9 protein-coding genes are annotated in these 12,312 nt (G+C 32.1%); all 9 read right to left on the minus strand.

Translation table 11 applies throughout. The annotated features are described in order from the left end of the window. Positions 1 to 52: 52 nt before the first annotated feature. Positions 53 to 688, minus strand: coding sequence for a dethiobiotin synthase (gene bioD, locus ACIQ16_RS01500; protein ID WP_396148234.1), 636 nt, complete (start codon positions 686 to 688; stop codon positions 53 to 55). Positions 689 to 739: 51 nt separating this feature from the next. Then, positions 740 to 1,141, minus strand: coding sequence for a GxxExxY protein (locus ACIQ16_RS01505; protein ID WP_291241414.1), 402 nt, complete (start codon positions 1,139 to 1,141; stop codon positions 740 to 742). A 39-nt stretch (positions 1,142 to 1,180) separates the two neighbouring features. Continuing rightward, complete coding sequence (locus tag ACIQ16_RS01510) at positions 1,181 to 1,588, minus strand: DUF2007 domain-containing protein (RefSeq protein WP_396148235.1); 408 nt, start codon at positions 1,586 to 1,588, stop codon at positions 1,181 to 1,183. Between the two features lie 7 nt (positions 1,589 to 1,595). Next, complete coding sequence (locus tag ACIQ16_RS01515; protein ID WP_396148236.1) at positions 1,596 to 2,750, minus strand: aminotransferase class I/II-fold pyridoxal phosphate-dependent enzyme; 1,155 nt, start codon at positions 2,748 to 2,750, stop codon at positions 1,596 to 1,598. 67 nt (positions 2,751 to 2,817) lie between these two features. Next, positions 2,818 to 3,099, minus strand: coding sequence for a F0F1 ATP synthase subunit epsilon (locus ACIQ16_RS01520; protein ID WP_291241411.1), 282 nt, complete (start codon positions 3,097 to 3,099; stop codon positions 2,818 to 2,820). A 93-nt stretch (positions 3,100 to 3,192) separates the two neighbouring features. Further along, complete coding sequence (gene atpD / locus ACIQ16_RS01525; RefSeq protein ID WP_091310452.1) at positions 3,193 to 4,704, minus strand: F0F1 ATP synthase subunit beta; 1,512 nt, start codon at positions 4,702 to 4,704, stop codon at positions 3,193 to 3,195. A 261-nt stretch (positions 4,705 to 4,965) separates the two neighbouring features. Beyond that, positions 4,966 to 8,409 carry a choice-of-anchor L domain-containing protein gene (locus tag ACIQ16_RS01530; protein WP_396148237.1) on the minus strand — a complete coding sequence of 1,148 codons (3,444 nt, stop codon included), beginning with the start codon at positions 8,407 to 8,409 and terminating at the stop codon, positions 4,966 to 4,968. 239 nt (positions 8,410 to 8,648) lie between these two features. Continuing rightward, positions 8,649 to 10,496, minus strand: a complete 1,848-nt coding sequence (glmS, locus tag ACIQ16_RS01535) for a glutamine--fructose-6-phosphate transaminase (isomerizing) (protein ID WP_396148238.1) — start codon at positions 10,494 to 10,496, stop codon at positions 8,649 to 8,651. A gap of 12 nt (positions 10,497 to 10,508) precedes the next feature. Further along, positions 10,509 to 12,308, minus strand: a complete 1,800-nt coding sequence (locus ACIQ16_RS01540) for a DUF4270 domain-containing protein (RefSeq protein ID WP_396148239.1) — start codon at positions 12,306 to 12,308, stop codon at positions 10,509 to 10,511. Positions 12,309 to 12,312: the final 4 nt, after the last annotated feature.

Below are 12,312 nucleotides of genomic sequence, written 5' to 3' on the forward strand. Positions count from 1 at the left end.
AATCTCGTAAATTCTAAAATTATAGTGCAAAGATAAAGGCTATTTCTATAATCTATTCTATTTTTTGAAGATTTTCTCGAAACAAATCCGCGTAATATTTAATTACATTTTGATCGAAATACGGTTCGTTGTCAATTCTTCCTATCATAGGGACATTTGTTTTTTCTAAAATAATGCTTTCTGTAGCTTTATTTTCATCACCAGAAAAAATAATTCCAGCTACATTTAACTTTCTAGATTTTAGAATTTCAATGGTCATTAGGGTGTGATTGATACTTCCTAAATAATGACGAGAAACCACAATTACTTTGTAATCAGGTTGAATTAAATCAATAACACAATCTGAGCTATTTAATGGGACTAAAATTCCACCTGCGCCTTCAACTACCAAATGTTTTGAATTCTGAGCTTTGTTGAAGGATGGCTCCTTAATTTGTTTTAAATCAATTGTAATTCCATCTATTTCAGCAGCATAATGCGGACTTGCAGGTGTCTGTAAAGCATACGCGTTTTTATGAAAAGTTGTAGTTGTATTTGATACATATTTTTCTACTTTACTTGTATCCGAATTATCTAAATCGCCCGCTTGTATGGGTTTCCAATAATCGGCTTCTAAAGCTTCTACAATAATTGATGAAGCAATTGTTTTGCCTACATCGGTTCCGATTCCAGTTATAAATAATTTCATATTTTTGATTTGTGTTTTATATTTAAAAATTTGATACACAGATTTGACAGATTAAACGGATTTCAAATTTTGTTTTTTATCGTTAGTTAAAATAATTCTTTCAAATTCTACTTCTTCACCAAAATTTAAAAGCAAACCTACTTCTATTTCTGTAGATTTTAAATAATTATAAAGCTGACTTGAATGAGCCGACATTAATAATTGAGCTGATTTTAATTCAACAATTACTTTTTCTTCAACTATTAAATCTGCAAAATATTCACCAACTAATCTATTCTTATAAAAAACTTTAATTTGTTTTTGAGCTTCTACATTTAATCCGAGTTCAAGCAATTCAAAATACATTGCATTTTGATATACACGTTCTAAAAAACCATATCCTAATGAATTATACACATTATAATAAGCTTTTAAAACTTTTTCTGTTATACTTTTATGTAGTAATTTATTCATAAAAATCCGTTTAATCCGTCAAATCTGTGTATCTAAAAACTAAAATTCAAAGTTACAGCTTTCGCACTTATATTTTTGTTTCGAAAATAACGGCATTGATAAAGTAAGTAAGGCATAAATGAAAGCAAAAAAAGATTTAAAATCTTTAATTGTCGTGACCATTATGATTTTTTGAGAACCACAACTCGGGCAATATAATAATTCGCCTTTATCATCAAGAGAATATTCTGGAATGGAATTTAAAATTTCTTTAGCTTTTATGGCATTTTCTGATTGTACAAATAATTTAACACCGCCTAAAGCATTGCTCAACAAAGGATCTGTATTAATTGTGTTTTCATTTTGCAGAAAAACCTCAATCCCTTCGGATTCTAATTTTCCTTTGAACAAATACGCTTCAGAGGAATATTGATAATTAGCAATTTGACAAAACTTAGCATTTTCCATAAGTAATTTATAAATTAAAGACCAAAGTATTCAATTCTGTCAAGACATTTTTCATTTCTAATTCTGTAGTATATGAATGTAAACAAAATCGAAGTCTTTCTTGACCTTCTGGAACGGTTGGCGACAAAATCGCTTTTACTTCAAATCCTTTTTCTTGTAATTGAGTTGCGATATTTTTTACTTTATCATTTCCAGGTAGTATAGCTGAATGAATGGCTGATTTACTATAAACAAACAAGGGTTTTATCCCTAAAAGCTGCTTTTGCTGATTGAAAAAAGTAATATTCTCTTTTAATTTTTGAAGTTCAACCGACTGATTTAAATTTTGATACGCTACTAAAATTGTAGCTACAGAATGAGGCGAAAGTCCAGTTGTGTATATAAAACTTCTGGCAAAATTGACTAAATATTCAATTAAGTCAGCATTTCCTAAAATAGCAGCACCGTGACAACCCAAACCTTTTCCAAACGTCATAATTCTGGCAAATACTTTATTTTGAAATTGTTGCGATTGAATTACGCCTTCGCCTTTTTCTCCAAATACTCCCAACGCGTGCGCTTCATCAACCACTAAAAGTGCCTTAAATTTTTCTGAAAGTTGCACTAATGTTTCTATATTAGGCGAATCGCCATCCATAGAAAAAACGGATTCTGTAACGATGTAAATAGTATGAAGTTCGGAATTTGGAGTTTGGAGTTTGGCAATTTTCGATTCTAAATCTTCGTAATCGTTGTGTTGGAATTTATAAGATTTAGCGTTACTCATTTGAATACCATCACGAATGGAAGCGTGACATAACTCGTCATATAAAATAACATCATTTCTTTGCGGCACAGCGCTAAAAAAACCAACATTAGCATCGTAACCAGAATTAAAAATTAAAGCCGCTTCAGATTGATGAAAAGCTGCAATGTATTTTTCAGTAATGTCATACAAATTATGATTCCCAGAAATTAATCGGGAACCTGTTGCACCGTTAATTTTTATATTATTATCAACTAAATATTTATGAGTGGTATCAAATATTTCTTCGTTTTTGGCAAAACCTAAATAATCGTTGGATGAAAAATCGATTCCATTTATAGGCATAGGCAATTTTCGTAAAGCATTTGTTTCTTTACGAAGGTTTAATTTTTGCTGAAGTGCGTTTGGGATTTTCATAGTGTAAAAATAAAAAAATCCCGATAAGAAAACACTTATCGGGATTGTTATTTTAATAAATAACGTTTTAGTCTGCTAAAACAATTACTTTATTGTTATTCATCTCTATAGTACCAGATTGAATCGCTAACCAATATGTTTGCTCATTTACTTTTGTAAATTTTGCTTCGTTATTTTTATCAATATTAAAACTTGCTGCACTAATTTTTACATTTCCTTTTTGTAAAATGGAAACTACCGCCGCGTGATTGTTTAACATTTGAAATTCGCCATTAATTCCTGGAACAGAAACGGATGTTACTTCTCCTGAAAATAAAGTGGCTTCTGGTGATACTATTTCTAAAATCATAATTTAAGTTTAAAATTCCAAATTTTAAAATTCCAAATTCCAAAATTGGGATTTGTGATTTTATTTTTTGAAGTTTATCAAGCTCCGCTTGATTTAGGCTTCTGCTAACATTTTTTCTCCAGCTTCGATAGCTTCTTGGATACTTCCTTTAAGGTTAAATGCTGATTCTGGTAAACGATCTAATTCACCGTCCATAATCATATTAAATCCTTTGATAGTATCTTTAATATCTACTAAAACACCTGGAATCCCTGTAAACTGTTCTGCTACGTGGAAAGGTTGAGATAAGAAACGTTGTACTTTACGAGCACGAGATACGACTAATTTATCTTCTTCAGATAATTCTTCCATACCTAAAATAGCAATAATATCTTGTAATTGTTTGTAACGTTGTAAAATTTCTTTTACTCTTTGTGCGCAATCATAGTGCTCATCACCTAATACATCTGGAGTTAAGATACGAGAAGTAGAATCTAATGGATCTACCGCTGGATAAATACCTAACTCAGCAATTTTACGAGACAATACAGTTGTAGCATCTAAGTGAGCAAACGTTGTTGCTGGCGCAGGGTCAGTTAAGTCATCCGCAGGAACGTAAACCGCTTGTACCGATGTAATAGATCCTGTTTTTGTAGATGTAATACGCTCTTGCATTACTCCCATCTCTGTTGCTAAAGTTGGTTGGTAACCTACCGCAGAAGGCATACGTCCTAAAAGTGCAGATACTTCAGAACCAGCTTGAGTAAAACGGAAAATGTTATCTACGAAGAAAAGTACGTCTTTACCTTGTCCAGTTCCAGCTCCATCACGAAAATATTCCGCAATAGATAATCCTGATAATGCTACACGAGCACGAGCACCAGGTGGCTCATTCATTTGTCCGAAAACGAAAGTAGCTTTTGACTCTCTCATTCCTGGCATATCTACTTTAGATAAATCCCATCCTCCATTTTCCATAGAGTGCATAAATTCATCTCCATATTTTATAATTCCTGACTCTAACATCTCACGAAGTAAGTCATTTCCTTCACGCGTTCTTTCACCTACTCCTGCGAATACTGAAAGTCCACCGTGACCTTTTGCAATATTATTAATTAACTCCTGAATTAATACTGTTTTACCAACTCCAGCACCACCGAATAAACCAATTTTACCTCCTTTTGCGTAAGGCTCAATTAAGTCGATTACTTTAATACCTGTAAATAAAACTTCAGAAGAAGTAGCTAAATCTTCAAATCTTGGTGCAGCACGGTGAATAGACATTCCGTTATCTCCGTCTTTAGGTAATTCACCTAAACCATCGATAGCATCACCAATAACGTTGAATAAACGACCATAAACATCTGGTCCAATTGGCATTTTGATTGGATTTCCTGTTCCAACCACTTCAGTACCTCTTGATAAACCATCAGAAGAGTCCATTGAAATAGTACGTACCGTATTTTCTCCAATGTGAGATTGTACCTCTAAAACCAATTTAGTACCGTCTTTTTTAGTAATTTCTAACGAATCATAAATTTTTGGAAGTTCTCCGTTAGTAGTGTCAAACACTACGTCTACAACTGGTCCAATAATTTGTGCAACTTTTCCTGTAACTTTAGACATTGCTTATGTATTTATTTAATAGCTATTTATTATTGAAAAAAACATGCTTTTTTCAGAGTGCAAAGATAGTTTTTTTAGATGCAATTATGCAATATATTTTTTGACTTTTTTTCAAAAAAAAGCGAAATACTGATTATTTCGCTTTTTTGTATTATTCCTGTATTTGATTTTATATTTTTAATTAGGACTTTAATTGAAATTGATTCTGCTCAAAATAAATTTTTAAAAAAACCCGATTCGTTTTTTGAATCGGGTTTGAAATTAATTAATTACTAATTTTTTAATTTGTTTTATAAAGCTATCGGAGGTGATTTCAACCAAATAAAGCCCTTTCGATAAATCACTAGTATTTATTTGAACTTCTTTTGAATTTACTTCATTTACTTCTTTAACTTTTTTTCCTAAAATATCATAAATTACAATTGTTTTAATGCTTTCAGAATTATTTTGTAAATAAACATGTACAAAATTTGAAGCAGGATTTGGAACCAATAAGAAATTACTTGTTTCAAACACTAAATTCCCTAAAAGTGAAACAAACTGGGTATTAAACGTATTGGTAACGATAGCAGGATTTGTGTCAAAATAAATATTTGCGGTGTTTGGTATTATATCTCCAATTGCAAAACCAGGTTTTAATTTTATTTTAAAGAACACATAACCCTTACTCATTTCCTCATTTGAAAGCGCTGGAGGTAAATTAATGTAATCAAACTTCCAAATGATTTGGTTGTTAATTCTTTCCATTACGTAACCATGACTTGCACTAATCATTTGTATGCTAGTTTCATCTAATTTTGAATCTAGTAAATCTTCAATCTTTACACTTATAGCATTTGCAGTTCCTTCGTTTTGGAAACGAATAGTGTAGTAAAGGTAGTCACTAGCAGCGAATTGATTAAATTGAATTTCATTTCCATGCGATTCCATTTTATCATTTGGATCATATGAAGCAACAACAATTTGAGAATTTGAAAAAGAATTATTAGCTAAATTAATATCTCCAGATGGAGCAGAAACTGTAGCGTTATTTGCCAAAATATTATTTATATTCACAATAGGTATTGCTGGAACACTCATAGTAACATTTACAGAACGAGTTTCATATGGCGTTAAATTTGCAAAATCATAGGTAAATCCTGTAGGGTTACTAACAATTCCTGGTTGTGATACAGAAGTTATTGCAACATTAGCGTCTTTAGTAAATGAAACTTGTCCACTTGTGGTTGCTACACCTAAATTTCTATAAATAATTTTATTGGTGTAGTTAAACCCTGGTCTTGGTGGAGACACTGAAACAATTGAAACAGCCAGATCATTATAAACAGACACAAGAGTTATTGGAAAATATAAGGTCTGTGTTCCACTACCTAATGCAATGCTTACATCATTATAATTCGTTGTACCAGAAGAATAATAAGGTGCATATTCTGAGTTTAATGAATAACTAAAATCATAAGTATTAATTGGATTTGAATAGTAAACAGTATGTTTTCCAAAAGGAGAAGAGAAATTACTTATTGGTCCTGTATTATTCTGTTGTGAAACAAATGAACCATAAGTAAAATTAACTTCACCACTATCTTTAATTCCATTGTTATTTGCATCAACAAAAGCAATAAGATTTATTTTGTCTGTACATTCAGGCGGACCAGTTGTAAAACTTCCTGCTTTAATAAATACAGCAGAATCAAAAGCAGTATCACTTCTATCAGCCACAACTAATTTAATATGGTAAGGATGATTAGGGATAATAGCAGATGAAGCGGTCATTTCAGCAGTTTGCCCATTAAAATTTGTTGCTGAAGAATAATTAGTAGCTCCAGAAAAATAAGTGTCAAAAAAGTCAGGATTTACGGAAGTACAACTACTATTATACAATGCGTCTCTTATAGTAACTACTGAAATTGGCGCAGTTGTTCCTGGTACAATTGCTAAATTTGTGGTAACCCCTGACACTAAATCAGTTAGTAAAAAAGCAAAGGCATCAGCATAAGCACATTGATATGTACCATATTCATCAGAAGCAAATAAGAAATTAAAACTCATAAACGCATTCAAACTTGTAAAATCAAATTCAAGTTTTGTTGCATTTTTTGAATTCATAGCTGCTCCTGTAGCCGCTAAAATTATATTTTCAAGCTGTGTATCACCCGTCCAAGTAGTTATACCATCACTTAAAATGGATGTGTTTGGTCCAGGTACATTATTTACATTACCAGTAGAAAGAACAATTCCAGATGATAATGGAAAAGTTGGGTTAGTGTTTGTAAAATATCCAATACCGTTAGTTGAACCAAAATTAGTACCCGTGCTAGAAGTTACATTTGAAATTGTGATACAAGGATTATTTACTAAAACATTTGTTACTAATTGCTGGTTTGTATATGTTGTTGTATTAGTAACTAATGGGGGTAAAGATATATAGGGAGTGAAAGCATAACCTGTTGACCAGTTGCTCTTAGAATCAACACCGCAAATTCTTCTTATATAAAATTTATAATCAATTCCTATTATTAATCCAGATGCGGTATATGTGTTTTGATTTACTATTATTCCTACAGATGTACTTGTTGGTGCCGCTTCATTAGCCAATAAAACAAGTGCTTCCCATTGGGTTGCTGAACCAACAGCCCATGTTAGTATTGCACTAGTTGGGCTTATGCCATTTGTGGAAATTGAAGTTGGAACTGAACATGTAGATGTTGTAAAAATTGATGATAATGCCCAATTACTTGAACTTGTTGTAGAACAAATTCTTCTTACAAATGCTTTATAAGATGTTCCAGATATTAACCCTGAAGCTATATAGGAATTTGTATTTGTCAAAACACCTGTTGAAGTTGCTGTTGGCGCATTCATAGATGATGGTTGAACAATTACTTCCCATTGAGTTGCTGCGTTATTTGCAGTCCAAGACACTTCTACACTTGTTGAACTAGAACTATTTATAGTAATTAAAGTCGGAACTGAACATGTTGGTGTGGTAAAAATTGAGGATGAAGTCCAATTAGTAGAACCTGTAGCTGAGCAAATTGTTCTTACATATGCTTTATAGGATGTTGCAGGTAATAATCCTGAAGATGTGAAAGGATTTGTAGTTGTTAAAACACCTGTCGAAGTTGAAGTTGGCGAAGCCATAGATGATGGCTGAACAATTACTTCCCATTGAGTTGCAGAACTATTTGCAGTCCATGCTAATGTAACTGTATTTGAAGTTACTGTAGATGTAATTATCGATGTTGGCGGTAAACAAGTCGTCGCAGGACCACAAGCTACATTAGCAATCCAACCAGGTAGATTATAAGTGCTATCGCTTCTAAATCTGAAAGTTAATGAACCATCAGAACTTGAAGAAGTTATAGTTCCAGGACTATTAGTTCCCCAGAAAGCACCTGGTAATCCTCCAGGAATATTTCCTGCTGGATTTGCGCTTGAAATTTGTGGAGCATTGATAGAGTTTCCATCATAAATATAAAGACCGTCGTAATTGGCTTCTGTTTCGAAAGAAGTAAAACTTACTGTAACTAAATCTCCTGGATTATTTGGATAAATAGTTACTGTATAATCACTATTATCTGCATAATTTGTAGTTGCACCTTCAGGATCAGTAAACGTTCCTCCACAAACTGGTGATGTTTGTGCAAAAGTTAAAAGTGTTCCGAAAAATAATGCAAAAAAACTTAAATGTAATTGTTTTTTCATGATTGTTTGATTTATAGTTTTCAAATGTAATTGATTTTTAATGACTTACAAACAAAAAAACAAGTTTTTTAATACAAAGCAATCTCAATATCAATGAAATAGAGGTTTAACCATTATTAATAAAAAGAAATAAGCAGTTAGTATAATTGTATTTTAATAAAATTTTATTCTGATGTTTCTGAGATTGAAACAAAAAACTTTAATAAAAAAGCGAAATAATTACTATTTCGCTTTTTTATTTATTCTACTGTAACTGATTTTGCTAAATTTCTTGGCTGATCCACATTACAACCTCTTAATACTGCAATATAATAGGATAATAATTGCAACGGTATTGTAGTTAATAACGGTGTTAATGCTTCCGAAGTTTCTGGGATTTCAATCACGTGATCTGCTAAAGCCCTTACTTGCGTATCCCCTTTAGTTACAACTGCAATAATTTTTCCACTTCTTGATTTTATTTCTTGGATATTACTTACCACTTTGTCGTAATGCCCTTTATTTGGAGCAATAACTATCACTGGCATTTGTTCGTCAATTAAAGCAATTGGTCCGTGTTTCATTTCGGCAGCTGGATAGCCTTCTGCGTGAATGTATGATATTTCTTTTAATTTTAAAGCGCCTTCTAAAGCCACAGGGAAATTAAATCCTCTACCTAAATATAAAGCGTTTGGTACATCTTTATAAATTTTAGCAATTTCAAAAGCCACATCATTTGTTTGCAATGCTTCTTTTACTTTTTCAGGAATCATTTCTAATTCTAACAAATAACGTTGGTAATCCGAATGATTCATAGTTCCTTTTGCTTTTGCTAAACGCAGCGCTAAAAGGGTAAGAATTGTAATTTGAGTAGTAAATGCTTTTGTAGAAGCTACTCCAATTTCTGGACCCGCATGTGTATAAGCTCCTGCGTGAGTTTCTCTTGAAATAGAAGAACCTACAACGTTACAAACTCCAAAAACAAAAGCCCCGTTTTCTTTGGCTAATTTAATTGCTGCTAAAGTATCGGCCGTTTCTCCTGATTGAGAAATAGCAATTACCACATCATCTTTATTTATAATCGGATTTCTATATCTAAATTCTGAAGCATATTCCACCTCAACTGGTATTCTTGCAAATTCTTCAATTATATATTCGGCAACCAAACCGGCATGCCATGAGGTTCCGCATGCAATAATTAAAATACGCTTGGCATTGGTAAATTTTTCTAAATTATCTTCCACTCCCGACATTTGAATGATGCCTTTGTTTGCTAATAATCTTCCTCTGTATGTATCTTTAATTACATTTGGTTGTTCGTATATTTCTTTTAACATGAAATGTTCGTAGCCGCCTTTTTCAATTTGTTCTAAATTTATTTGCAATTCTTGAACGTAAGGATCTACTAATGAATCGTCTTTAATTTTACGAACTTTCATAGGTTTCTTCAAACGAATAATTGCCATTTCTTCGTCTTCTAAATAAATAGCATTTGAAGTAAATTCAATAAAAGGCGAAGCATCTGAAGCTACAAAATATTCATCTTCACCAATACCAATTGCTAATGGAGAACCTAAACGAGCACAAACCAATTCGTCTGGCTTATTTACATCAAATACTACGATTGCATAGGCACCGACTACTTGATTTAATGCTACTTGTACAGCTTTACCTAATTTTAAATTATCTGTTTTCTGAACGTCTTCAATTAAATTAATTAATACCTCTGTATCCGTATCAGAATGAAAAACATAGCCTCTTTTAATTAATTCTTTTTTTAACGATTCATAATTTTCAATGATTCCGTTGTGCACAATAGCTAATTTCCCAGAATTTGAAAAATGAGGGTGTGAATTTACATCATTCGGAACTCCGTGAGTCGCCCAACGTGTATGTCCAAAACCTATATGTCCGTCAGTAGTAATTTCTTTTGCAACTTTTTCTTCTAAATCGGAAACTTTCCCTTTAGTTTTACAAAGTTTTAAATTTTTTCCGTCATATAAAACTAAACCAGCACTATCGTAACCACGATATTCTAATCTTTTTAATCCTTTAATAATTATTGGATATGCGTCTCTATGACCAATATAACCTACGATTCCACACATAAATATAAGGGTTTAATTTGGTTTTGTATAATGTATAACTAATTTCAATTTTTTTGATGCGTCTGCAGCACTTGGATTTGTACCATGAAGCACCACTCCTTGTTGCTCCATAATTGAAGCTACTGGAAAATATTCGATATCATCTGTAGATACAGTTGGTGTATTGTTTACATCAAATGGCGATTTGTAATAATAATTATTAATGAAATTAATATTTTCTGTGACAGTAAGACCTAATCTTACGTTTTTATTCAAATTAGTATCCGTACTGTTTAATAAATTATCAATGTGATCTGTGATTCTAATTTTGTATTTAATTCCTTTTTTATCTGCGGTATTATCGCGTTCAATAATTCCACCAAAAATTAGTTTGTTGTATTTTATGTTTGAATTTGTTGTAGCATCAAAGGTATAATCCACTATAGGTTTTTGATTTGTAGCATCAAATAAATATAACCTTTCCGCCTCTAATTGATTTGCGCCTGCCATAGCTGTTTTATCAATATAAAACTCTAAATACGCTTCATTGATTAACCATCCTTTTAATCGCAATTGATCCAATTCATCAGGAATTTGATTCGCTCCAGCTACTAATTGCCCATTAACTGGTTTTAATACATCGGCATCTCCAAAAACATCTATGTATACTACGGAACCTTTACCTCCTTTTAAATATAATTTGGAGTTCTGCCCTGTTACTTGATTTGTAGCAGACAATCCCGCATCGTATGCTCCAGAATACGAATAATCTTGTAATGAAACTGAATTTGAGCCGGAACCTGCGCCAAAATTTAACACTAAACTTTTTGATGTGGCTGCTGAACCTACTACTGCTCCTTCATCTACAGAACTATAATTTACATTTAATTTAGCATTTGAAAAATTAAACATGGCCATTGCGCCTTGTTCTCCAGGAAGTTGTTCTATTTTAAAATACAATCCTTTAAAATATTGTTTGAATTCATTGTTGTTAATTAGGTTTGCGCTTCCAGCTTCTAATATTCTTTTCTTAAAAAAAGCTTTATTTAAAGTTAGATATATACCCGGCGCTAAACGTTCCTTAACTACTCGTAATGAAGCATCATTTTGATTGGCTAATACTACATCATTTGCATCTACATATTCCAAAATACCTGTTGTGGTATTGAATTTTGTTTTATAAACTATAATTTCTGCTTTGTTAAAAAAGAATTGGTCGTTTTCTGCTGCATTAGGACTATCATTTAAGCGCGTTCCGTTTTGTACGGAATTACCACTGCCGTCATTTCCTCTTTTTAGATTTTCAAAATTAATTACAGTTCCGTTTGCAGAGCCGTCAGAAAAATAACGTTGTTGCGTTTGAAAATTATCGCTTGGATTGTATGCATTTAAATAATATCCATTTTCGTAAACGCTCAATTTCATTTTACTTTCTTTGTTTGTTCCATAAATAGACTGCAAAGAATATACTTTTGAACCATCTGCATTTGTTGTTTCTACGTTACTAAAATAAGGCACATATAAAGTAACATTTTCTATTTGTACACTGGTCCCAAATTTAGGCTGCTGTGTTGCTAATGATACTTGTGAAACAAAATTTGCTTTAGTAACTCCAAAATATGGATTGTTATAAATGCCTAACGGATTTATTGGCAAATTATTGGTTTGCACTTCGTTGGTTTTTACAGAGTATGCTTTTAATTGTGCTTCGTGCGAACTGAAATCAAAATGTTCATCACCCACTAAATCTGATCCAATAGTATTAAAATCTTGGTCACAAGAAATAAATACCATTGAAAAAACTAAAAATAAAACGGTTATATGCTTTTTCATTATA

Source organism: Flavobacterium sp., assembly GCF_044360715.1.
Taxonomy (GTDB): Bacteria; Bacteroidota; Bacteroidia; order Flavobacteriales; family Flavobacteriaceae; genus Flavobacterium.

Coding starts and splice junctions, on each gene's coding strand:
- bioD (WP_396148234.1), bottom strand. CDS start 688: ATGAAATTATTTATAACTGGAATCGGAACCGATGTAGGCAAAACAATT.
- ACIQ16_RS01505 (WP_291241414.1), bottom strand. CDS start 1,141: ATGAATAAATTACTACATAAAAGTATAACAGAAAAAGTTTTAAAAGCT.
- ACIQ16_RS01510 (WP_396148235.1), bottom strand. CDS start 1,588: ATGGAAAATGCTAAGTTTTGTCAAATTGCTAATTATCAATATTCCTCT.
- ACIQ16_RS01515 (WP_396148236.1), bottom strand. CDS start 2,750: ATGAAAATCCCAAACGCACTTCAGCAAAAATTAAACCTTCGTAAAGAA.
- ACIQ16_RS01520 (WP_291241411.1), bottom strand. CDS start 3,099: ATGATTTTAGAAATAGTATCACCAGAAGCCACTTTATTTTCAGGAGAA.
- atpD (WP_091310452.1), bottom strand. CDS start 4,704: ATGTCTAAAGTTACAGGAAAAGTTGCACAAATTATTGGACCAGTTGTA.
- ACIQ16_RS01530 (WP_396148237.1), bottom strand. CDS start 8,409: ATGAAAAAACAATTACATTTAAGTTTTTTTGCATTATTTTTCGGAACA.
- glmS (WP_396148238.1), bottom strand. CDS start 10,496: ATGTGTGGAATCGTAGGTTATATTGGTCATAGAGACGCATATCCAATA.
- ACIQ16_RS01540 (WP_396148239.1), bottom strand. CDS start 12,308: ATGAAAAAGCATATAACCGTTTTATTTTTAGTTTTTTCAATGGTATTT.